The sequence below is a fragment of the Streptomyces netropsis genome (assembly GCF_014203545.1).
Taxonomy (GTDB): Bacteria; Actinomycetota; Actinomycetes; order Streptomycetales; family Streptomycetaceae; genus Streptomyces; species Streptomyces netropsis.
In genome coordinates this window covers 189834-215283 of record NZ_JACHJG010000002.1, presented here as the reverse complement: position 1 = coordinate 215283, position 25450 = coordinate 189834, and the positions used below count along the sequence as shown (strand labels likewise).

3 protein-coding genes (1 of these 3 running past the window's edge) are annotated in these 25450 nt (G+C 75.4%); all 3 read right to left on the bottom strand.

Going from position 1 to position 25450, the window contains the following annotated elements:
- Positions 1 to 38 precede the first annotated feature (38 nt).
- Tightly spaced (each overlapping or abutting the next), the 3 genes in view from FHS38_RS05815 to FHS38_RS05805 form a layout consistent with a single transcriptional unit that may run on beyond the window.
- Complete coding sequence (locus FHS38_RS05815) at positions 39 to 4484, bottom strand: SDR family NAD(P)-dependent oxidoreductase (RefSeq protein ID WP_184731459.1); 4446 nt, start codon at positions 4482 to 4484, stop codon at positions 39 to 41.
- A complete protein-coding gene (locus FHS38_RS05810; protein WP_184731457.1) occupies positions 4481 to 23851 on the bottom strand; it encodes an L-histidine N(alpha)-methyltransferase in 19371 nt (6456 codons plus the stop codon). The genes FHS38_RS05815 and FHS38_RS05810 overlap by 4 nt, the downstream gene beginning before the upstream one ends.
- Positions 23851 to 25450 carry the end of a non-ribosomal peptide synthetase gene (locus FHS38_RS05805; protein WP_184731456.1) on the bottom strand. Its footprint extends 3050 nt past the window's final position, so the window shows 1600 of its 4650 coding nt (coding positions 3051-4650); the start codon falls outside the window, past its right edge — the gene reads right to left on this strand; it ends in the stop codon at positions 23851 to 23853. Before FHS38_RS05805 ends, FHS38_RS05810 begins: the two co-directional genes overlap by 1 nt.

The following is a 25450-nucleotide window of genomic DNA, read 5'->3' as shown; positions in this document are numbered from 1 at the left end:
GGCCCGCGTCTTCCGGGGCGTGACCCGGTGACGGCTCGCTACACCGGCGGCAACTCCGCCGGCGTCGCCCTCGGCTCGGAGTCCTGACTGCCCGGGCCCTCCCGGTCGGGTCCGGCCGGTGCGGGCAGGCTTCCCCGAGGGGCCGGGGCGGGCTCGATCCAGTGCCGGTCACGGGCGAAGGGGTAGCCGGGCAGGGAGAGCCGGCGCGGGCGGGCGGGTGACGGGACGGTGATGTCCGCTCCCTCGACCCAGGCCCGCGCCAGGGCCCGCAGGTCGTCCCCGGCGGCCGGTGCGGCGGAGCGCCGCCGCCGGCCGCGGTGGCAGCCCGTCCCGGTGCGCAGGGCCTCGGCGAACTCGGCCGTGGTGGTGGCGACGACGGCGAGCCGCTCGTCGAGGTGGTCGCGTCCGGCCCAGAGGGTGAAGGCGAGGGCCGCCGGGTCCACGGGCGGGGCCGCCGCGGCGAGCCCGGCCGCCAGAGCGGCGGGGGTGGTGCCCCCGTCGACGGGCAACCGGACGCCGAACACCTCCTCGACGCGATGGGCGAGCTCCGCCAGCCGCGGGTAGTCCAGGCCGAGTTCGGCCAGCGGTTCGCGGGGGTCGGCCGGGAAGCCCACGACCTCGGTCAGGATCTCCTCCAGGGCGACGGGAACGCCGGCGCCCTCGGCCCGCTCCAGGTGGGCGAGCAGGGCCGCGACCGTCTCGTCCAGCCGGGTGGCGTCCTTGGCCGAGAGCACGAACAGCCGGGGCCGTGCCGTCTCCGGTGCGGCGTCCGGGGCGGGTTGCTCGGTCAGCACCACGTGCGCGTTGGCGCCGCCGGCGCCGAAGGAGCTGATCGCCGCGGTCCGCGGCGCGCCGTCACGCGGTGTCCAGTGTTCGGTGACGCGCTGCACGCGGAATCGCGAACCGGCCCAGTACACACCGGGGTTGAGCGGCTCGGCGTGCAGGGACGGCACCAGTTCCCCGTGGCGCATCTGGAGTACGACCTTGGTGAGGGCGGCGATGCCCGCCGCCGATTCCAGGTGGCCGATGTTCGACTTGACGGAGCCGATGGGCCACGGGCCCCGGCCGGCCCCGGCACCGTCGAAGGCCCGCTCCAGGGCCGCGATCTCGATCGGGTCGCCCAGGCTGGTGCCGGTGCCGTGTGCCTCGAGGTAGCCGAGGTCGGCCGGGTCGACGCCCGCCCTCGCCAGCGATTTCCCGACGAGTGCGGCCTGCGACGCGGGGTCGGGCACGGAGAAGCCACCGGTGTGGCCGCCGTGGTTGAGCACCGTGCCACGGATGACGGCGTGTACGTGGTCGCCGTCGCGCAGCGCGTCGGCAAGCGGCCGCAGCAGCACCACGCCGACGCCCTCCCCGGGCACGTAGCCGTCCCCGCCCTCGCCGAAGGCCCGGCAGCGGCCGTCGGTGGACAGGAAGGACGACTGGCTGAGCAGCAGGTACTTGTTGGGGTGGACGTGCAGGTTGACGCCGCCCGCCAGCGCCGCCTCGCACTCTCCACGCCGGATCGCCTCGACGGCGAGGTGCAGCGCCGTCAGCGACGACGAGCACATGGTGTCGAGCGCGATGCTCGGCCCCTTCAGGTCGAGGAAGAACGACACGCGGTTGGCTGTCGACGCGCTGAACGACGAGGGCACGAAGCCGGGTTCCGCACGGACGCCGTGCAGTTGGTACTGGTTGTACATCACGCCCACGAACACCCCGACGGCGCGTCCGCGCCAGGCGGAGGGAGCATGCCCCGCCTCCTCGAACGCGTGCCACGCCTCCTGGAGGAACAGCCGCTCCTGGGGGTCCAGCACCGCGGCCTCGTTGGGCGAGATGTGGAAGAACGCGGCGTCGAACTCGTCGATGCCGTCCACGAATCCGCCCCACCGGCCGTACGAACGTCCGGGCACGCCCTTGGCGTCGGTGTGGATCGCGTCGTGGTCCCAGCGGTCGGCGGGCACCTCGGTGATGCAGTCGCGGCCGTCCCGCAGGTTCGCCCAGAACTCGTCGACGCTGCGGGCCATGGGGTAGCGCCCGCTGATCCCCACGATGGCGATCGCGTCGTCGGCGGAGTCCTCGACCACCGGGGCCATCGGGGCCGCGACGGAAACCGCTGCGGTATCGGGTTCGGCGGCCTCGACGGCGTCAGCGGCCACCGGGGCGAACCGGGCGGTGATCGTGGCCGCCGAGCCCACGAGGGCCACCAGGTGCGGCCGCCCGCTGCCCGCGGCCCGCAGCAGGATGTCGACCGCCGTCGAGGTTTCCATGGCCTTCAGGCCCGTCGTGCGCAGGGCGGCGCCGTCGAGCGGCATGCCGCCGTCCGCCCACCCGGGCCACCCGACCGACACGACCCCCGGCTTCCCCTCCGCGAAGCCGTCGAGGAAGGCGTTGGCACAGGCGTAGTCGGCCTGGCCCGGGTTGCCCCAGGCGGCGGCCGTGGACGAGCAGAGGACGAGGAAGTCCAGCCCGAGATGCCGGGTGGCCTCGTACAGGTGACGGGCACCGGCGACCTTGGGCGCCAGCACCGCGCGCACGTCCTCCGCGCTCTTGCCCGCGATCAGCCCGTCGCGCAGCACACCGGCGGCGTGCACCACCGCGTGCAGCGCGCCGAACGTGGACAGCGCGTGGCCGACGGCGCGGCGGACGTCCTCGGCGCGGGTGACGTCCGTCGCGACGACGGTGACCTCGGCCCCGAGGGCGGTCAGTTCGGAGGTCACCGACGACGGGGCGGCCGTCCGCCCGCAGAGCACCAGCCGGGCCCGTACGGTCCGCGCCAGGTGCCGGGCCAGGGCGAGGCCCACCCCGCCGAGCCCACCCGTGATCAGGTACACGCCGCGCTCACGCAGACGCGCCGGGGTGTCCGGGGCGGGCGTCGGCCGGACGTCGCGCACCCGGCGCTCCCCCGCCTCGTACCGGACGTCCACGTCGGGTGTGCCCGCCGCGAGCTCAGCCAGGGCGTCGGCGGCGTGCGGCGAGCACACCACGGTGGCCCGCACGCCCGGCTGTTCCCTGCGGAGCGTGCGGAAGAGGCCCACGACCGCCGCGGCCAGCGCGTCGGCCGGAAGGTGGTAGGCGATCCGGACCGGGCTCCTGCGGGTGCGCAGCAGGGCCGCCGCGAACCCGGTCAGGGCGACCGCCTCCCTCTCGACATCCTGCGGGTCGGCCGGGGTCCAGAGCACGTCCGAGGCGTCCGTCGCCGCGAGCAGGGCCGGCCAGTCGCGCGGGGTCGACGCGTCGACGGTCAGCACGGAGGCCGGTGCCGGTGCCGGGGGCAGCGGCACGGCCCGCCAGTGGGGCTCGAACCAGACGACCTCGGCGGGCAGTTCCTCCTGCGCGCCGCGCCCGGCCGGGGCCGCGGCCTCACCGGGCGGGGCCCCGGTCACGGCCTGCGCGGCGGCCCCCCGCCGCCCGTCGGCGGGCAGCCTGTACTCCCGGAGGTGTGCGACCAGGGACGCGAAGGTGTTGTGCTCGAACAGCAGCGTGGGCGAGAAGTCGGTGCCGTACGCCCGCTCCAGGTCGGCCGCGATGCCGAGCAGCCCCGTGGAGTCGAGGCCCAGCTCGTAGAACCCGGCCTCCTCGTCGAACTCCGGCTTCTCCAGGCGCTCGGCGAGCAGCGCGCGCACCACGATCTCCGCCGATTCCCGCGCGCACGGCGCACCGTCCAGCCGGGTGATGGCGCCCTCGTCCCGTACCCGCTTCGACGTGAGCCCCCGGAACCACAGCAGGACGCCGCCGTCGGTGCCGAGGAACCGGAGGTCACACGTGGTCAGGTCGCCGTCGGGGCCGGTCGGCCGGGGCGGGACGGCGTGCACCAGGGTGCGCGCCCCGATCGGCTGCCGGGCCCGGAACGACTCGATGAGCATCGGGATGTACGGTCGTGCGGCCGTGCCGACCCCGGCCGGGGCGAACTGCGTCGGCAACAGCGTCGAGGAGTCCAGCGCGGCCGGATGCAGAGGGAAGTAGTCGGCGTACGCCGCGGCCTGCGGGCCGAGCGAGAGGTCCGCCAGCAGTTCCCCGTCACCGACGTGCAAGGTGCCGCGGGCCCGCATGAAGTCCCCGTGCTCGATGCCGGTCCGCCGCACGAGCGCGTACAGGTCCGCCATGTCCGCGGTGTGCGGCGTCCGGCCGCGCAGGGCGGCCAGGTCGACGGACTCCGTGGGGAAGGGCACGTCCAGGAGCAGTCGGCAGTCCAGCACCGGCTCGGTCCCGCCCGACGGGCGGCGGGTGCCCGTGACGGACACCCGGTAGCCGTCGCCGTCCGCGGTGAAACCCACCCGCAACTCGGTGTCGAAGTCCGGTCCGGCCGCCACCGGGTTGCGGAACAGCACACGGCGCAACTCCACCCGGGAGGTGTCGACACCGCGGGCCCGCAGGATCCGGTAGATCATGTCGAGGAACGACACGCCGGGCAGGATGCGTGTGCCGTGCACCCTGTGGTCGCGCAGCACCGGGTCGGTCCCGCGCACCACCACGGTGCAGGTCAGGCCATCCAACGCGGTCATTTCTTTCCTTCCGGCACAGTCGGGAACTCGAGCTCGAAGAACGGCTCGGGCGGGTCCGCCACGGTGGAGCGTCCGGCTTCCGCGGACGTCGGTGCGGGTACGGACGTCGGCGTGGGCGCCGGTGTGTCGAACCAGAACCGCCGCCGCCGGTAGCGGGGCGCCTCCAGCGGCTCGCGGGACGGCACGTGGTCGTCGGGTGCCTGGCGCACCACCATGTGCGCGTTGGTGCCGCCGAACCCGAACGAGCTGACGGCGCCCCGGCGCGTGCCGTCGCGGCCGGTGAACGGCTGCGGCTCCCGCACGGGGAACAGCGGCGACTCCTCGAACCGGAAGCGCCGGTTGAGGGTCGCGCAGTGCAGTGTGGGCGGCAGTTGCGCGTGGTGGACCGACAGCACGACCTTGATCAGTCCGGCCATGCCGGCCGCGCTGAGGGTGTGCCCGATGTTGGTCTTCACGCTGCCGACGCCGCAGAACCCGATCTCGTCGGTGGAGCCGCGGAACGCGTCCGTGAGCGCCTTCAGCTCCATCGGGTCACCGATCATGGTGCCGGTGCCGTGCGCCTCCACGTAGCCGATCTGCGCCGGGGTGACTCCGGCGTCCGCCCAGGCGGCCTCGATCACCTGCCGCTGCGCGCTCGGCTTCGGCGTCGTGATGCCCATGGTGCGGCCGTCGTTGTTCACGGCGCTGCCCTCGATGACCGCGTAGACCCGGTCACCGTCGCGCACCGCGTCGGACAGGCGCTTGAGCATCAGCATGCCGGCGCCCTCGCCGAGGACGATGCCGTCGGCCCGCTCGTCGAAGGTGTGGCACCGGCCGGTCGGTGACAGCGCGCCCGCCCCGCTCATGCCGACGAACGGCACCTCGTCGAGGAGGATGTCGACGCCGGCGGCGAACGCCAGGTCGGACTCCCCGGTCCGCAGGCTGTGCGTCGCCAGGTGCACCGCGACGAGCGCGCTGGAGCAGGCCGTGTCGACGACGACGGCCGGTCCGCGCAGGTCGAGGTAGTGGGACAGCTGTGCGGCAATGAAGTTCTGCGCCATTCCGCTGATCGAGTGCGGGCCCGCGGTGCGGTGGCGCGCACCGAAGTTCGCCGCCCGGGAGCCCGCGAAGACGCCCACGCGCCGGCCCGCGACCTGCTCGGGGGTGAGCCCGGCGTCGGCCAGGCACTCCGCGCCGGTTTCGAGGACCTGCCGCACCAGGGGGTCGACGTAGGGGGCCCCGGCCGGGTCGAGCCGGAAGTGCTCCGGGTCGAAGTCCTCGATGCCGTCGAGGAAGCCACCCCACTTGCTGACGGTGGTGCCGGGCTGCGGGTCGGAACGCCAGAAGCGGTCCGGGTCCCACCGGGACGGCGGCACCTCGGTCACCGAGTCCGTCCCGGACACCAGGTTCCGCCAGAACGTCCGGTGGTCGGGCGCGCCGGGGAAGTGGGCGGCCATGCCGATGACGGCGATGCCGTCCTTCGGCTCGACCGCCGCCCCGGACGCTCCGGACACGGACGTCTTCGACACGGCGTCGGCGCCGGCCCGTGCGGCGGGTGCCGCGACCGTCACGGCCTGGGCGGACCGGCCGGGGGTGGACGGCACGGAGACCGGTTCGGGGGCGGGGAGTTCGGCTTCCGGCAGCTGGTCCCGCAGTGCCTTCGCGAGGAGCGTCACGGTCGGGTTCTCGAGGACGGCCGACGGTTCCGCGACGACGCCGAGCTCCCGCTCCAGCGTGGCGAGGATCTGGGCGACCATGATCGAGTCCACGCCCAGGTCGGCGAAGTCCTCGTCCGGTCCGACCTGCGCGGGGTCCAGCCGCAGCGTCGAGGCGATCACCTCGGTCACCCGCCGGACGAGGCCGTTCCCGGCCGGGACGGCACGCGGGGCCGGGACGGAGGCGGGGGCGGCCGGCGCGTCGTCCGGGCGGCCGGGCGCGGGGACGGCGAGCAGGGCGCCGGCGTCGAAGCGCCCGGCGTCCACGACGCACGGCAGCACCACCGGGTCGCTCCCGGTCATCGCCCGGTCCAGCAGGGCCAGCGCGGCCTCCGGGTCCAGGGTCCGCAGGCCCAGGTCCCGGTAGGCCGGGGTGTCGACCTCGGGCATGCCGGCCGACCGCCAGCTCGGCCACTGGAGCGACCTGACGACGGGTCCGCCGGTGGCGGCCCGGTACTCGGCGACCCGGTCCAGTACGGAGTTGGCCAGCGCGTAGTCGCTCATGCCCACCGCCAGTGCGGGCACCTGTCCGGCGACGGACGAGTACAGCACGACGAACCGCAAGGGGTCGTCCGCGCACCCGTCCAGGACGGCCTGGAGCCCTGCCGTCTTGGGCTCGAGAACCCGCTGGACGTCCTCGATCCGCTTGCCGATGAAGGCCGGGTCGCGCAGCACGCCGAGCCCGGCGCAGTGCACGATCCCGGCGATCGGGCCCAGCTCGCGCCGTGCGCGGCCCAGGACCTCGGAGATCCGGTCCAGGGGGGCGGTCTCGACCGCCACGCGCACGCCCGGGCGTTCGAGTGCCGCGAGGTCGCGCAGCCGCGCCGCGAGGGCCGGGTCGGTGCCGGGGGCCGCGAGGAGCGCTGCCCACTCGTCCCGGGCGGGCAGCGGCGAGCGGCCGAGCAGCACGAGCCGGTCGGCTCCCCGGTCGATGAGCCGGGCCGCGACCAGCCGGCCCAGCGCGCCCGTCCCGCCGGTGATGACGACCGTACGGCCGGCGAGGTCCGCCGACCAGTCGGCGGACGGCGTGACGGGGTCGGCCGGGCGCAGCACCGGCCGGTGCCGCACCCCGGCCCGCACGCAGGCCTCGGTCACCGGGTCGGTCGCGGCGAGTTCGGCGGCGACCGCCGCCCGCACCGCGGCCGGCTCCAGGGTGTCGAGGTCGAGGGTGCGGGCGAAGACGCTTCGGTACTCGGCCGTGAGCATCCTGACGAGACCGGCGAACGCCGCGCCGCGCAGCGTCGGCCGCTCGGCCCGGAACGTCGTGAGGCCGCGGGTCAGGTGCAGGTAGGCGAAGCCACGGGTCCGGTTCGCGGTGACCAGCTCGCGCAGCAGCGCGATCCGGGACCAGTCGGCCTCCGGCGTCGCGACCGGCGTGGCCGACGCGTCCACCATGTCGACGACGGCGGCCGTCCGACGTGCCGATTCCGCGATCCGCGCGACGGCGGCGTCGTCGGCGTTGCGGTCCAGCCGGACCACGGTGGCTCCGGTGCCGAAGGCCGCCACGGCGACGGGCTCGGTCTCGGCGCTGACGAGCACCATGACCCGGCCCGGCAGGTCTCCTTCAGGCAGCGGCGCGGCCTCCCAGTCCTTCACCAGCAGCAGGGAGGACCCCTGCGGCTCCCGCGGTTCGTGCCGTACGTCCGGAGCGGGACCGGCGGTGAGCCAGTGCCGCTCGCGGGCGAACGGATAGGTGGGCATGGACGTCAGCGGCGGCCGGTCGGGCCGCAGGGCGCTCCAGTCGATGTCGGCCCCGCCCTGCCAGAGCTGCGCGATCCGGTCGAGGCTTCCCTCCCGGACCAGGCGCGCCAGATAGCTCGCGCCTTCCGGCTCGGACAGCCACGCGTGGTCGCCGTCCGCACCGCTCCGGGCGGCGTCGCCGTCGCCGTCGCCGTCGAGGAAGGCGGTCAGCCGCGCGCGCAGTTCACCGGTCGAACCGGCGACCACCGCGAGCCGCGCCGCCATGGGGATCCGTCCGACCTGGGAGGTGTACGCGAGCGAGGACAGCGGCGGCGCCTCGCCGTCGAGGAACGCGACCGTCGCCGCGGCGTAGCGGCGCAGCGCGTCCTCGTCGCGGGCGGACAGCACGAAGACCTCGCGCGGCTCGCCCTCCGGCGGGGTCGGCGGCGGCGTGGCGGGCGCCTCTTCCAGGACGACGTGCGCGTTGACGCCGCCGAAGCCGAAGGAGCTGACGCCGGCGCGCAGCGGCAGGGGTGCTCCGCCGTGGTCCGTGGGAGCCCACCGGGTCGTCTCCCGTACGGGCCGGAACGGCGTGCCGTTGAGGTCGATCAGCGGGTTGAGCGTGTGCAGGTGCAGCGTCGGCGGCAGCGTCCGGTGGCGCATGGCCAGCACCACCTTGATCACGCCCGCGACGCCCGCCGCGGGTTCCAGGTGGCCGATGTTGCTCTTCACGGTTCCGATGCCGCACGCGGTGGCGGGCCCGGCGGCCAGGGTCCGGTGGGCCCGGACGAGGCCGTCGATCTCCACCGGGTCGCCCAGCGCGGTGCCGGTGCCGTGCAGTTCGGTGTAGGAGACCGTCTCGACCGGCACGCCCGCGTCCCGGTAGGCGTCGACCAGCAGGTCGGCCTGCGCCAGCGGGTTCGGGGCGGTCAGCGAGGACGCGTGTCCGCCGTGGTCGACGGCGGAGCCGCGGATCACGGCGTGCACCCGGTCGCCGTCGGCGAGGGCGCGGGACAGCGGCTTGAGGACGAGCACGCCCACGCCCTCCCCCTTGACGTACCCGTCGGCCCGGGCGTCGAGCGCCTTGCAGCGGCCGTCCGGGGCGAGCAGGCCGAGCTGGTTGCCGGCGACGACGGTCTGCGGCGACAGCACCAGGCTGACGCCGCCGGCGATGGCCAGCTCGCTCTCCCCGCTGCGCAGGGCGCGGACGGCGCGGTGCAGCGCCACCAGGGAGCTGGAGCAAGCGGTGTCGATGCTCTCGCTCGGGCCCCTGAGGTCCAGCAGGTACGAGATGCGGTTGGCCAGGACGGTCCGCGCCAGCCCGGTGCCGGCGTGGGGGTTGACCTGCTCCCCGCGCAGGACCATCGACTCGTAGTCGTTGAACTGCACGCCCGCGAACACGCAGACCCGGCGGCCGGCGAGCCGGTCCGGCCGGCAGCCGGCGTCCTCCAGGGCCGCCCACGTCTGCTCGAGGAACAGCCGGTGCTGCGGGTCCATGACCTCGGCCTCGGCGGGCGAGATCTTGAAGAACCGCGCGTCGAAGCGGTCGACGTCGGTCAGGAAGCCGCCCCATCGCGCGGTGCCGCCGAAGCGCCGGGACACCTCCTGCCAGTCCCACCGGTCGGCGGGGGTCTCGGTGATCAGGTCCCGGCCGTCGGCGAGGTTCCGCCAGAACGCCTCCACGTCCGGCGAGTCGGGGAACCGCCCGGCCATGCCGATGATGGCGACGGCGTCGTCCGGAGACGAGGGGGCCGGGGCGGCGGGGGCCGGGGCGGCCACCGCTTCCGTCCGGGTGACCGGGGGCAGCGGCGCGGCGACGACCGGCTCCTCGCTCCGGGTGACCGTCACGGCGGCCGGTGCCACGTCCCGCTCCAGCAGGGCGGGGTGCTCCGCCAGGAGGTGACGGGCGAGCTTCTCGATGGTGTTGGCGCCGAAGAGCGTCGTCGTCGGCACCGTCACGCCGTAGGCCTCCTCCAGGGCTACGGAGAGGGATTGAAGCCCGAAGGAGTCCAGGCCGTACTCGCCGAAGCCCGCGTCCGGGTCGAGCGCCGACGGCGACAGGCCGAGGAGCTCGGCGACCATCGTCCGCAGCCGACCGGCCAGTTCAAGGGCTGACGGCACGGTCCGCTGTACGACCGTCGGCGTCGGGGCAGCCAGGCGGTGCGGGCGCGCGTCCTGGCGGATCCGCATCGACTCGACCTGCTCGCGCATCCGCTCCGGCTCTCCCGGCAGCACGGCGACCTGGGGGCGTCCCAGGCGCAGTACGAGGTCGAGCATCCGCTCGCCCTCGTCGGCCTCCAGGTAGCGGAAGCCGGTGCCCGCGAGGTAGCCGCGCTCGTCCTCGGGGTCCACGTGCATGCCTCCGCCGCGCCACATGGGCCAGTCGATCGAGACCGTGCGCCCGCTGCGGCGGCCCGCCGAGCGCAGCGTCTCGCGCTCCTCGGCGAAACCGTCGAGGAAGCGGGCGCCGACGGCGTAGTCGACGAGGCCGTAGTCGCCGAGCTGGCCGGCCAGGGACGAGTACAGGACGAACAGGTCCAGCGGTTCGTCGCGGGTCACGTCGTCGAGCACACGGGTGCCCTCGAAGCGCGCCCGCAGGTGGCCGCGGAACTCGGCGACGTCCTTGCCGGGCAGCGGTGTGCGCGAGGCGGTCGCGGCGAGGTGGAAGACGCCGTGCAGCGCACCCCACCTGTCCTTGACGGCCGCCACGACCGCCGCCATGGCGGCGGGGTCGGTCACGGATGCCTGGAAGTACGCGACGTCACCGAGCGCGCGCAGCTCGGCCAACTCCCGGGCGCGGTCCTCGACGGGCGACCGGCCGGTGAGGGCCACGCGGGCACCGCGTGCCAGCAGCGTGCGGGCGAGCAGCAGTCCGAGCCCGCCGGCGCCGCCGGTCACCAGGTGCACGCCGTCCGGGCGCAGCGGCGAGGGGACGGCGGGAAGCGCTGCGACCTCCGAGAGGGCGCGCACGGTGCGGCCGGTGGCCGAGAGACGGACGGCGGCCGCGGAGAGCCGCTCGGCCGCCACCTCGGCGAGCAGGGCTGCCGTTCCGATCCGGCCCGTGACGCGCACGACGCCGAAGGCCGTGCCGGGCAGGGCGGCGCGCAGCGAGGTGCCGAACCCGCCCCAGGCCTCCGCCGTGGCGCCCTCGGGCACCAGGACCTGGATCCGGTGCGCGGCGCGGGAGGTCGTCATGGCCTGGACGAGCAGGTAGACCGACTCGATGCCGAGGTCCTCGCGGTCCGGTTCGAGCAGCGGCCACTGGTGCACGATCCGGTCCGCCGGTGTGGCGAGCAGCCGGGCGTAGTCCTCGGCCTCGCCGGGGCGGATCGTGACGGTGGAGCCGTCGTCCGCGTACGCGGAGCCGGGCCGCACGTGGACGGCGCCGGGCACCGGCAGGTCGCCGAACACCAGCACCCGGTCCGCGAACGGCGCGGCGGGCGGCACGGGTTCGGCCGTCCATGCGGCCGTGAAGAGGCTGACGGGTGCCGTGTCGGCCGTGTCACCGGAGGCGGGCGTAGAGGCGGGCTCGGTGGCTCCTGCGGGGGCGCCGTCGGTGAACCAGTGCCGCTCGGTGGCGAAGGGGTACGCCGGCAGGGAACGCCGCGTCGGTGCCGGTGTCCACCGGGCGGACCAGTCGATCGTCCTGCCCCGCACCCAGGCGGCGGCACATGCGTCGTCGTCGCCGCGGCCGTCGAACGGTGACCTGTCGGCGTGCCGGTCGACGTGGCCGCGGTGGATGCCGGTGGTGTCCCCGGCGAGGAAGCGCCGGAGGGTGGCCACCGCGTGCTCACCGGATTCCGCGGCGAACGCCAGGCGTTCGGCGTGCTCGGCGCGGCCGGCCTGGAGCGTGTGGGCGGTGCCCGCGAGGTCGTGCGCCCAGGTGTCCCGGGCACGGGCGAACGACTGCGCGAAGGCGCGCAGCCGCTCCGGGTCGCGGGCGGAGAGCGCGAACACGGCCGGGCCGTCGGCCGGAGCCGGCTCGTCGGCCACATATTCCTCCAGCACGACGTGGGCGTTGACCCCGCCGTAGCCGAACGAGCTGACCCCGGCGCGGCGCGGCACGCCGGGCGCCACGGGCGCCCAGTCGCGGCCGCCGACCGCGACCTCGAACGCCGTGCCCTCCAGTGCCAGACGGGGGTTCAGCTCCGGGCCGTGCGGATCGCCGGTGATCCGCCCGTGCCGCATCGACAGCAGCACGCGCAGCACCGCGGCGATGCCCGCGGCCGGCTCGAGGTGGCCGATGGTGTTCTTCAGCGCGCCGAGGGCGCAGTGCGGCACGGTCGGCGCCGGGTGACCCCACTCGCGGTAGAGCTCGGCGAACGCCTGGCGCAGGCCGTTGGTCTCGGCGGGGTCGCCGATGACCGTCCCGGTGCCGTGCGTCTCGAGGTAGCCGATGGTCGCCGGGTCGGCGCCCGCCTCGCGGTGGGCGCGCACGACGACCTCCGCCTGGGCGCGCGGGTTGGGGGCCGTCAGCGAGTTGGAGCGGCCGCCGTGGTTGACGGCGGTGCCGCGCAGGACGGCAAGGACGGGGTTGCCGTCGGCACGGGCGCGGCTGAGCCGCTTGAGCACGACGGCGCCGACGCCCTCGCCGCGCACGTAACCCGCGGCGTCCTTGTCGAAGGCCCGGCCCACGCCGTCCGGGCTGAGCATCCCCGCCCGTTCGAGGGAGGCGAAGGTCACGGGCGACAGCATGAGGCTGACGCCGCCCGCGATGACCGTGTCGCAGTGTCCGAGCCGCAGCGCCTCCGCCGCGCGGTGCAGGGCCACGAGCGAGCTGGAGCAGGCCGTGTCCACGGGTTCGCTGGGGCCGCGCAGGTCGAGGTGGTAGGAGACGCGGTTGGCCAGCATGGACGGGGTCAGACCGGTCGCGGAGTACGCGTCGGTGGCCGTGCCGGAGCGCTGCACCAGCTCGGCGTACTCCGACGCGCCGACGCCGACGAACAGTCCGGTGTCGGTGCCGGCGAGGTCGGCCGGGTCGATGCCCGCGTCCTCCAGCGCCGTCCAGACCGTGCGCAGCAGCAGCCGCTGGCGGGGGTCCATCCACCGGGCCTCGCGCGGCGAGATGCCGAAGAACAGCGGGTCGAAACGGTCGGCGTCCGGCATGAAACCGCCCCGGGTGATCCGGGTCCGGTCGGGGTGCCGCGCCGGGTCCCCGTAGTGCGCGCGACTGTCCCAGCGGTCCGCGGGGACCTCGGTGAACAGGTCTCCGCCCCGCTGGAGGCCGGCCCAGAACTCGTCCAGGTCCCGCGCGCCCGGCAGGGTGCCCGCCATGCCGACGATCACGACCGGGTCGTCGGCGGGCCGGTCCGGGCCCGGCTCGGGCTCGGCCTCTTGGACCCCGGCTCCGCCCACGGCGTTGGGGTGTTCACGGTCCAGCCACTCGGCGAGCGCCTTCGGGGTGGAGGTGGCGAGCAGTTGGCCGGGCCCGACGGGCACGCCGAAGGCGTTCGCGACGTCGTCGGCGAACCGGACGAGGCTCAGCGAGTCCAGACCGTGCTCGTGGAAGGAGCCGGCGGGGTCGAGGTCGGTCACCGGGTAGCCGCTGACCGCGCCCAGCAGTAGCAGCAGGGAGTCCAGCGAGCGGGCACCCTGCGGACGGGCCGGCCGGGGGGCCGGAGTGGCTGCCGTGGCCGGAGTGACCGAGGCCATCGGTGCGATCGGGGCGGCCGGGGTGACGGCGTCGATCCAGCAGCGGGTCCGTGCGAACGGGTACCCGGGCAGGGACAGCGGACGCACCGGGCCCCGGTGGGCGGCCGTCCAGTCGAAGTCCTCACCCGCGGCCCAGCGACGCGCCACGCCGTCCGGGTCGGCCGGCGAGGGGACAGTGGCCGTGCCGGGTTCCGCGGTCACGACGGCGGTGTGGCCGCAGGGGCGGCCGGCGAGGAAGGCTTCGAGGGCTTCGGTGAGCTCCCGCGCCGTTCGCGCCACGACGGCGAACCGGTGGGCCATGGGCTCCCGGCCGGTCTGCAGCGTGTACGCCAGCCGGCCGAGGTCGACGCCCGGGCCGCCGCCGGCCCGTCCGGCCGGCTCGCGCAGGGTCGTCCCGCCGTGCACGGTGCCCGGCCGCACGAGGTGGCCGAGGCCGATCAGCCGCACCGTCGTGGCCGGGTCCGGCCCCAGCTCGTCGAGCGGTTCGTCGACGGCCGTGACGGGGACGCCGACCACGGTGGCGATGTCCTTCGGGTCGGTGCCGGGACCGGCCGTCCGCAGCCAGTCCAGCATCCCTTCGACGACGCGGCGCAGTGCCTCCGCGTCGCGTGCGGAGAACGGGAAGACAGCAGGTCCCGCCGTACCGCCCGGCTGCGTGTCCTGCCGGTACTCCTCGACCACGAGGTGCGCGTTGGAGCCGCCGGCGCCGAAGGCGCTGATGCCCGCGCGCAGCGGCTCGGCGCCCGTCCACGGCGTGAGCTCCCGCTGCACGCGGAAGGGCACGGAGTTCCAGTCGACGGCCGGGTTGAGGGTCTCCGCGTGCAGCGACGGCGCCAGTTCGCGGGCCCTCATCTGCAGCAGGACCTTGGTGAGGGCGGCGACGCCCGCGGCCGACTCCAGGTGGCCGACGGAGGACTTCACCGAGCCGAGGGCGACCGATCCGGCGGGCAGGTCGCCGTAGGCCCGGACCAGCCCGGCCACCTCGGCCGGGTCGCCCAGCGCGGTACCGGTTCCGTGCGCCTCCACGTACGAGACGCTCGCCGGGTCGACGCCGGCGCCGTGCAGCGCCTGGGCGATGACCTCGCCCTGGGCACCCGGGCTCGGGACGGCGAATCCGCCCGTCCTGCCGCCGTGGTTGACGGCGCCGGCGAGGATCACGCCGAGGATCCGGTCGCCGTCGCGCTCCGCCGCCGCCAGCGGCTTGAGCAGGACGGCGCCGACGCCTTCGCCGGGCACCATCCCGTCGCCGTCGGCCGCGAAGCTGCGGCACCGCCCGCTCTCCCCGGTGAAGCCGCCGGCCGCGAGCTGGCGGTACTTGCGCGGGTGCGGTGCGAGGTTGACGCCACCGGCGAGCGCGTAGTCCGCCTGTCCGGCCGCCAGGGCCTCGACTGCGAGGTGGACGGCCGTGAGCGACGACGAGCACATGGTGTCGATCGCCAGGCTCGGCCCGTGGAAGTCGAAGAAGTACGAGACCCGGTTGGCGATGGAGGCGTACCCCATCCCTCCCGCGAGGCCCCGCTCGTCCTCGAGCAGCTGGTAGTGCCCGTACATGACGCCCGTGTACACGCCGACGCGGCTGCCGCGCAGACGGGCCCGGGTGTAGCCCGCGTCCTCCAGGGCGTGCCAGGAGGTCTGCAGGAACAGCCGCTCCTGCGGGTCGGTCAGCTCGGCCTCCCGCAGTGACATCCGGAAGAAGCGGGGGTCGAACTCGTCGATGCCGTCGAGGAAGCCGCCCCAGCGGCTGGTCTTCCGTCCGTCCGCCTCGGTCGGCGCGCCGTGGTCCCACCGGTCGGCCGGGACCTCGCGCACGCAGTCGCGGCCGGCTCGCAGGTTCGCCCAGAACGCGTCGGGGTCGTCGGCCAGGGGGTAGCGGCCGGCGACGCCGATGACCGCGATGCGGCGGTCCGTTCCCGGGCGGGGCTCCGACGGGCGCTCGGCCGCGTGCACGGCCGGGTGCGCCGTCACGGCGGGTCCGGGTACGGCGGGCTCCGCCGCGGCGGGCGCCTCGGGAAGCAGGGCGCGCACCTGGTCGGCATGCCGCTCGACCAGGTGGTCGGCGACCTCACGGACCGTCGGGTACTCGAACAGCAGTGTCGCGGGCAGCTCCCCCATGCGCTCGGACAGCAGGTCCACGATGCGGGCCACGGTCAGCGAGTCGACGCCGAAGTTCTCGTACGTCTCGTCCAGCCAGAGCCGGTCGCGCGGGACCTGGAGAATCTGCTCGAAGGCGTCCTTCACGTACTCCCGGGCGGCCTCGGCCAGCGCGTCGCCCTCCCCGCCGGACGGCAGGGACGGTCGCGCGGACGACCCGGACGACCCGGACGACACAGACGGCACAGACGGCACAGACGGCACAGACGGCACAGACGGCACAGACGGCACAGACGATCCGGCGGTCCGCGGTGCTGCCGCTGCCGCCGTGGGGAGGGCCGCCGGTGCGGCGTCCGGCGCCGTCTCCGCGACCACCACGTGCTGGCTCAGCCCCTCGTCGGCCGGGAGGGCATGGCTGCGGGCGAATCCGGCGAGCGCCAGGGCCTTGCGCCAGCCGGGCGCGGAGAGCAGCGGTGAGCCGGGCAGGCGCAGTTCGGCGTCCTGGTGCAGCCACCAGCCGTCGAGCAGGCCGAAGGTGAGCGTGGTGGTGAGGACGTTGCTGCTGGCCTCGTTGAGCACCAGCCGTCCGCCGGGCTTGAGCAGCCGGGCCACCGCGCGCAGGGTGCCGAGCAGGTCGGAGGTCGCGTGCAGGACGTTGGCCGCCACGACGAGGTCGGCGCTGCCGGGTTCGAAGCCCTGGGCCACCGGGTCGCCGGAGATGTCGAGCTGCTGGAACCGGACGGAGGGGTACGTGGCGGCGAACCGCTGCTTCCCGTGCTGCAGGAAGGCGCGGGAGATGTCGGTGTAGACGTAGGTCACGTCCGCGCCCGTGGCGGCCAGCGCCGGAAGCACGCTCGCGGTGGTGCCGCCGGTGCCCGCCCCGATCTCGACGATGGTGACGGGGCCGTCGTGGCGGGACAGGCCGTCCGTGACCGCGCCCACCACGAGTTCGTTGGCGCGGTCGACGACCGGGCTGCCCCGGTAGGCGCCCTCCACGAGCGCGGTAGAGCCGCCGGGGAACAGCACGTCGGTGGCGCGGACGCTGCCGCGCATCACCGGGAACAGGTTGCGCATGCACGGGAGCAGCAGCCGGTCGAAGCGGTTCAGCGCCGGCTTCCGCTCGCAGAGTGCGACCAGCTCGCCCTCCGGGTCCTCGGGGGCCGGGCGGCCGGCGGGGGTCAGGTGCCCGGCGGCGTCGTTCAGGAAGCCCGCCTCGGTCAGCTGCCGCAGGAGCTCGGCGAAGAGCCGGCCCTGCGCGGGGACGACGCGCAGTCGCTCCGCGAGCGCGGCGGAGGTCCACCGCTCGCCCTGGGCGAGGAACACCCCCTCCTGCCGGAAAAGTGTCCACAGCCGGCCGCACATGGCCTCGGTCAGACGGGCGTCGTCGGCCTCGGTGAGCAGCCGGGCCACCGGGGGAAGTGCCGTCGGCGACGGCACCAGTGACGTGTCGTCCGCCGGTACCTCGGTGGGCGTTTCCGTGCGCGTACGGTCCGCCGGTACGGCCGGGGCGGGTTCCACGCCGACGGCGGCGAGGGCGGAGGCGTCGGCCTTGACCACGATGACCTGCCGGTCGGGGCGGCCCAGCACGGAGTGCACGGCGGCCATGCCCTCCTGCGGGGTGATCGAGTGGATTCCGGTGGCCGCGAGCCGGCTGCGGTGGCGTGCGTCGGCGACGATGCCGACGGTCCCCCAGTAGCCCCAGTTGATCACGGCGACCTTGGCGCCCAGCACCCCGTCGAGGTGGTGGGCGAAGGCGTCCTCGAAGGTCGATCCGGCCGCGTAGTTGCCCTGTCCGGCGCTGCCGGAGAGCGCCACCGCCGAGGAGAAGAACAGCACGAAGTCCAGGTCGGCCGAGTCGCCGAGCGCGGCGTGCAGGGCGACCGAGGTGCGGGTCTTGGCCTCGAGGACGGAGCGGAAGGTCTTCTCCGTCATCGTGGCGACGGTCTGGTCCCGCAGGACGATCGTGGCGTGGAAGACGCCGTGCAGCGCGCCGTGGGTGGCGCGCGTCCACGCGACCGTGTCGCGCAGCGCCGCGGGGTCGCTCGCGTCGGCCCTGCGGTAGGAGACCAGGGTTCCGCTCGGGTCGACGGCGCGCAGCCGGTCGCGTCGGGCGGCGTCCAGCTCGCTGCGGCCGAGCAGCACGACCTTCGCCTGGTAGGTGCGCACGAGCCACTCGGTCAGTTCGAGGCCGATGCCGCCGGCGCCGCCGAGGATCAGGTAGGCGCCGCCGCGGCGGATCCGCTCCCGAGGGGGCGTGGCCGTGACCGGGACCAGACGGCGGTGGTGGAGCACGCCGCCGCGCAGTGCGTACGGGCCGCCGACGGGGACGTCGAGCACGTCCGCGGACGGCCGGTCGGCGGACGAGCGGTCGACGACGGCCACGCGCCAGCGCGGGTGTTCCCGGGCCAGCGACAGGGCGAGGCCGTGCAGGCTCGCCGCGTACGGGTTGCCGACCGGCTCGGCGGCCGTGGTGAGCGCGTCCTCGGTGACCACGGTGAGCCGGACCGAGGAGCCGAGTCGCTGCACGGCCTTGGCGAGCCGGAACAGGGCGAGGACGCCCCGCTCCTGCGTGGCTTCGAGCGCGTCGACGTCGTCGGTCCGCGCGCCGGTGCCGGGGCCGAGCAGGATGACGTGGTCGGGCCGGCCGGTCGCGGTGGCGATCCGGTCGTGGTCCAGTTCGACGACGGTGCCGCCCAGGCGGGCCGTCAGGACGGCCGCGAGCCCGGCGGACTCCGGGCCGCGGACCAGCCAGGTGGTCCCACCGGCCGGCGCGGTTTCCCGCGCGGGCAGCGCGGACCAGCGCGGAACGTACATCAGGTCGTCCGCCGACACCGCCGCCGCGGCTTCGGGGGCCGCCGTGCCGGGGGCGGGGCGCAGCGACAGGTCGCGCAGCCGCGCGCGGACACGGCCGGCGGAGTCGGTCAGGGTCAGTTCGTAGCGGTCGGCGCCGACGGTCCGGACGTGCGCGTATCCGAGGTCCGTCACCGGGGAGAGGACCTCGGCGGCGGTGAGGGCGAAGGGCACCATGGCGGGACCGGCGGTCCGGTCCCGCAGCACCGCGAACGCGTGCAGCGCGCCGTCGACCACCGAGGGGTGCAGGGCGCAGCCGGCGAAGCGGGCGGCCTCGGCGGGGACCCGCAGACGCGCCAGGGCTTCCCCGTCGCCTGCGGCGACCCACTCGACGGCCCGCAGGGCGGGGCCGTAGACCAGGCCCGCCGCCGCGAGGTCCGCGTAGATGTCGGCGCCTTCGTGACGACGGTTCAGCCGGGCCCGGACGGCGTCGATCGCGACGGTTTCCGGGGCCGGTGCGGGCAGGGTGTGGATCCGGCCTTCGGCGAGCAGTTCGCCGTCGCCGTCCCGCAGGTCGAACACCAGGCCGCTGTCACCGCGGCGCAGCCGCGTCCTGGCCGAGCGCTCGGTGCCGGCCACGACGAAGGGCCGCAGCCACCGGACGTCGGCGAGCGTGACGTGCTGCCCCGCCCCGGCCGCCTCGGCCGCTCCGCGGACCATTTCCAGGACGGCCGCGGCGGGCAGCAGACGCATGTCGCCGACCCGGTGTCCGTCGATGTAGGGGTGTTCGGGACCGAAGGCCGTCCGGTAGGTCAGTCCGTCGAGGCTGTCGACCGGGTCGACCTCGTCCAGCAGCGGGTGCACGGGGCGGGGCGCGGTCCGGACCGGGCCCGGAGCCGGCTGGGCGGGCGGCGACCAGATGGTGTCGGTGAGCCAGCAGCGCAGTTCCTCGAACGGGTAGCCCGGCAGCGGCACGCGCCGTCCTCGCTTCTCGGGCCAGTCGACCGCCGCACCGGCGGCCCAGGCGGCGGCGATGTCCGCCGGGGCGGTGCTCACGGGCGCCGCGGCCCGGGACGCCGCGCGGCCGCGCGCGCTGCCGGTCCAGACGCCCTCCGGGTCGCCGCCCCGCAGCCTGGCCACCAGCTCGGTGACGGTGGAGGCCGAGACGACCATCCGGTCCGCCCACTCCTCGCGCCCCCGCTGGAGCGTGAACGCCACGTCCGCGAGGCGGAGCCGCGGGGCGTTCTCGAGGGCGTCCGCCAGCTCGGCGGCGAGCACCGGCAGGCGCTCGGGCGCCTTGGCGGAGAGGGGGAACAGCCACGGCCCGCTCCCCTCTCCGGGCGAGAGCCGCACGGCGTGCTCCTGGTATTCCTCCACGACGAGGTGGGCGTTGGCGCCGCCCGCGCCGAAGGAACTGATGCCCGCCCGGCGGGGGGCGCCCGCGATCCGGGGCCACGGGGCCAGGTCGCGCTGCACCCGCAACGGGGTCGAGTCGAAGTCGATGTCCGGGTTCGGCGGGTCCGCGTGCAGCGACGGCACGAGCTCGCCGTGCCGCATCTGCAACAGCACCTTGCACAGCCCTGCCATGCCGGAGGCGGACTCCAGGTGGCCGACGTTGGACTTGACCGAGCCGATCGGCAGGCTGCGCGGCGGTACGGTCGTGCCCAGCGCCCGGGCGAGGCCCCGGATCTCCACCGGGTCGCCGAGGGCGGTGCCGGTGCCGTGCGCCTCCAGGTAGCCGAGCGACGCCGGGTCGACGCCGGCCTGCGCCAGCGCCTGTGCGACGAGGTCGCCCTGGGCGACGGGGTCGGGCACGGTGAAGCCGTTGGTCCGGCCGCCGTGGTTGACGCCGGACCCGAGGATGACGCCGTGGATGTGGTCGCCGTCGCGGACGGCGTCCGCCAGCGGCCGCAGCAGCACCGCGCCGACGCCCTCGCCGGGGACGTAGCCGTCGCCGTCCGCGCCGAAGCTGCGGCACCGGCCGTCGCCGGAGGTGAACCGGCCCTGCCCCAGGAAGCGGTACTTGTACGGGTGGGCGTGCAGATTGACCCCGCCGGCGACGGCCAGGTCGGTGTCACCGGCCCACAGGTCGCGCACGGCCAGGTGGATCGCGGTCAGCGAGGAGGAGCACATCGTGTCCACCCCCAGGCTGGGGCCGGTGAGGCCCAGGGTGTACGAGACGCGGTTGGCGATCGACGCGTGCGAAGAGGCGCCGATCCGGCCGTCCTCGGCCTCGTGCAGCTGGTACAGGCCGTACATGGCGCCCACGTAGACGCCGACGCGGTGGGAGCGCAGGTCGGCGCGGGTGCGCCCGGCGTTCTCCATGGCGTGCCAGGCCGTCTGCAGGAACAGCCGCTCCTGCGGATCGATGATCTCCGCCTCGCGGGGGGACACGCCGAAGAAGAGCGGATCGAACCTGTCGATGCCGCGCAGGAAGCTGCCCCACCGGCTGTACCGGGCGGCCCGGTCGGCGGGGGTGGCCCCGTCGTAGTCGCGCCAGTTCCAGCGGTCCGCCGGAATCTCGGTGACCAGGTCCCGGCCCGCCTTCAGGTTGGCCCAGAACTCCTCCAGGGTGTCCGATTCGGCGAACCGTGCGGCGACGCCCACGATGGCGATGGGCACGGGGCCGTCCGGGGCGGGGGCTGGTGCGGGGGCCGGGGCGGCGGGCGCGGGGACGGGAGTCGCCGCCGCGGGTGCGGGCATGGGTTCCGTGATCCGGGCGCCGTGGTGCTCGGTGAACCAGTCCGCGAGCGCGCGCAGGTTCCGGTACTCGAAGAACAGCGTCTTCGGCAGCGACCCGAAGTGCTCCTCCAGGCGTCGGGTCAAGTCCATGATCAGAAGCGAGTCGATGCCGTACTGCTCGAACGCCGTGTCGGCCTCGATCTCCTCCGGCGGGAGCTCGAACACCTCGGCGAGCACGTCGCGCAGGAGGTCCTCGGCCGCGGCCGACGGTTCCGCGCCCGCCGTCCCGGGCTGCCCGGACGAGGCCGACGGCACGGTCGGCCCGGGCGCCGGCGCGTCGAGCACCTCCCGCAGGCGTGCGAGGTTGCCGTGCGCCACGAGGACGTGGTCGCCGTCGTGGCCCAGCGCCCGGTCGAAGGCGGCCAGCGCCGCGCTCGTCGGCATCGCCACCAGTCCGACCTGACGGGCCGTCCGGGCGGCGGTGGCGTCGTCGGCGTCGACGCGTATCCCGCCGTCGGCCCACAGCGACCAGAGCACGGAGAGGCTGCGGCCGGGCCGGTCGCTCGCGCGCCGCCACGCAGCGAACGCGTCGAGGAAGCGGTTGGCGTAGGCGTAGTCGGTCTGTCCGGGGCTGCCGGCGGCGCCGGACAGGGAGGAGAAGGCGACGAAGAAGTCGAGCGGATCGTCCGCGGTGGCCCGGTCGAGGTCGAGGGTGCCGCGCACCTTGGGCGCCAGCACGGCCGCGGTGTCCTCGTCGGACTTGCGGATCAGCAGCGCGTCGCGGGTGGTCCCGGCGAGGTGCAGCACGCCGTGGATCGGTCCGAACGACGCGTGGACCCGCGCGACGAGGTCCGCCGCGGCACCGGGGACGCCCAGGTCCGCCGACAGGTAGTGCACGTCGGGACCGGCGGCGCGCAGGTCCGCGAGGTCGGCCGTCGCCGAACGCCCCGTCAGGACGTAGCGCGCGGCGCCCCCCAGGTGTGCGACGAGGTGGCGGCCGATGGCGCCGGCTCCGCCGGTGACCAGGACGGTGCCGCGCGGCGTGAGCGGGGCGGCGGCGGGCTCGATGCTCTCCCACCGGAGGGCCCGGCGGCCGTCGGCCGTGTACCGGACCCGGAATTCGTGCGTACCGCGTGCCTCGGTGTCGACGACCTCGGCGAGGGATGCCGTGCCCGCCTCGACCACCGCGACGCGGAACTCGGGGTGCTCGTGGGCGAGGGCGCGCGCGAACCCGTCCAGGGCGTACACCCGCGCGTCCTCGACCCCGCCGGTCGGGCGGAACACGTGCAGCACCCGCACCGGCTGCCGGGCCGGCTGCGCCGACCAGGCACGGAAGAGCCGCAGCAGTCCGGGCAGCGGGTCGCCGTCCACGGTGCGGACGCCGAGGAGCTCCTCGGTGCGGGGGAAGACGGTGTCCTCGGTGGCGCGTTCGGCGCCGGGGAGCGTTCCCTCGCCGAGCAGCACCACGCGCGCGGGCCGGCCGTCCGCCGCGGCCGGGGCGTGCCGCCAGCGCTGGGCGAGCAGGTTCGCGGCGACGGCGTTGTCCGGCCGGGCGGCACCGTCGACGGCCCGGGTGACGACGGCGCGCAGCGCCACGCACACACGGCCCCGCTCGTCCGCGAGGGTCACGTCGTGGCCCGCCGGGGTCGCGACGGCGTGCACGTGGCCCTGCTCGGGCAGCGGGCCGAAGATGTCGACGGCGTCCACGGAGAACGGCAGCTGCCGTGCACGGGGCGCCGAAGGGTCCTCGTCGGTCCACAGGCAGGCCTGGAGCATCGCGTCGAGCAGGGACGGGTGCAGGGTGAAGTCGCAGAAGGGGACGTCGGCGGCCGCGGGGACGGCGACGTGCGCGAGGGCCTCGCCCGGCGTGGACCGCACCGACCGCAGGCCCCGCAGGCTCGGGCCGTAGCCGCCGCCGAGGGCGGCGAAGACCGCGTAGCACTCGTCGGCCGACGCGGTGCGGGGCAGCCGGGCGCGGACGGCGTCCAGGTCGAGGAGCGGCGCGTCGGTCCGGGCGTCGAAACGGAGGGTGCCGGTGGAGCAGAGGGCGCCGTCGGCCGTGCCGTCGGCCCGTCGCACCTCGTAGGACACGCCGTCGGCGTCCTGTTCGAGGTGCAGGCGCACGCGCACGGGCTCGTCCTCGACGAGCACGGGACGCGCCCACAGGACGTTCACGACGCCGGTTGGGGAGCCGTGTCCCAGCGTCGCGGCGGCGGCCACGGCGAACTCCAGCGCCGCCACCGCGGGCAGGATCCGGACCGCGCCCAGGGCGTGGTCGCGCAGGTAGAACTCGTCGCCGGTCAGGAGCCGTTCGGCCGGGCCGTCCGCCGGGCCGGCGGGCGGGCTGATCCAGTAGCGGCGCATCGGCCGGGGCGGGTGGGGCAGGGAGAGCCGGGCCGGGCGGCCACCGGGCGGATCCGGCCGGACGACGGCCCGGCCCGTGACCCAACTCCGGGCGATCTCGGCCGCGTCGTCCGTGGCGAGAGGGCCTGCGGCGAGGGGACCTGTGGCGGCGTCCGCCCGCGCGGTGCCGGTCACGACGCCCTCGCCGTCGCGCAGCCGCGCCGCCAGCTCCCGGGTGTCCGTCACGACCACGGCGAGCCGCTCCCGCAGCTGTTCGCGGCCGACGTGCAGCGTGTGCGCGATGCCGTCGAGGGAAGCCGTGGGGTGGGTGTCCAGCCAGGCCGCCAGCTCGGCCCGGTACCGGTCGAGCTGTTCGGTGCCGTCGGCCGACAGGACGATCAGTCGAGCGGCCTTGTGTTCGGTGGTACCGCTCATCAACGCTTCCCCGCCTCTTCCACGACCACGTGCACGTTGCTGCCTCCCATCCCGAACGAGCTGACGCCGGCTCGGGCCGGCGCGCCGTCGGGTGTTTCCCATGTCTGTGTGCCGGTCTGGAGCCGGAACGGGCTGCCGGCGAGGTCGATCATCGGGTTCGGCACCCGCAGGTCCACCAGGCCGGGAAGCGTGCGGTGACGCATCGCCAGCAGGACCTTCACGATGCCGGCGACACCGGCGGCGGCCTCCAGATGACCGATGTTCGTCTTGACCGACCCGACGCCGGTCCGGCCCGGAACGACCGGGCTCCCCCAGTCCGTGTGCAGCCGGCCGAACGCCTCCTTGAGCGCGTCGATCTCGATCGGATCGCCGAGCGAGGTCCCGGTGCCGTGCGCCTCGATGTAGCCGATCGTGCCGGGCGCCACCGCGGCGGCCCGGTGCGCGGCGAGCACGACATCGCGCTGTGCCCGCGGGTTGGGCACCGTGAGCGAATGGGTGTGGCCGCCGTGGTTCTCCGCCGAACCGATCAGCACGCCGTGCACCGGGTCGCCGTCGGCCAGCGCGCGGTCCAGCAGCTTGAGCGCCAGGAGCACCACGCCCTCGCCCCTGCCGTAGCCGTCGGCACGCTCGTCGAACGTCTTGCAGCGGCCGTCCGGGCTGAGCATCCCGGCGCGGCGCAGCCCGGTGAACCCGTGCGGTGACAGCAGGAGGTTCGCCCCGCCGGCCAGGGCCAGTTCGCAGTCCCCGAGCTGCAGGGCGCGCGCCGCCCGGTGGACGGCGACGAGCGAGCTGGAGCACGCCGTGTCGAAGACGGCGCTGGGGCCGTGCAGGTCGAACACGTAGGAGATGCGGTTGGCCGCGATGGAGGCGACGTTGCCGATCAGGAAGTGGTCGCCCGTCTCCGGGGCGCCGGGGCCGAGCAGGCTCAGGTAGTCCGCGCCGCCGAGGCCGACGAAGACGCCGGTCCGGCTGCCCGCCAGCGCCGCCGGGACCTGGCCGGAGTCCAGCACGGCCTCGTACGCGGCGTGCAGCAGCAACCGCTGCTGCGGGTCCATCTGCGCCGCCTCCCGGGGCGAGATGCGGAACAGCGGCGCGTCGAACGCGTCCACGTCGTCGACGAAGGATCCCCGGAAGCGCTCGGGGAACACCCGCGCGGAGAAGCCGCGGTCCATCGGGTAGGGGCGGGTCAGGTCACGCCCGGCGGCCAGGTGGCCCCAGAACTCCTCCAGGGTGCCGGAGGAGGGCAGCCGTCCGCCGACCCCGATGACCGCGACCGGCGGGTAGCCGTCCACCGCGGCGGGCACGGCCGGTGCGGCGGCGGGCGCCCGCGCGGTCGTGGCGAACGCCTCGGGGTGCGTCTTGCTCAGGAAGGCGGCGAGCGAGGTGAGGTCGGGGTGGGCGTAGAAGACCGTCGGCCGCACCGTGATGCCGAACCGCTCCCGCAGCGCCACCGCCAGCCGGGTGAAGCCGATCGAGTCGAAGCCCGACTCGCCCAGCGGCCGGTCGACGGGGACCTGTTCCGCCGTCAGCCCGGCGACGTCGGCCGTCGCCTCCCGCAGCCGCGCCAGGAGGTCGCGGTCGGCCGCCGGGGGCCGCGGC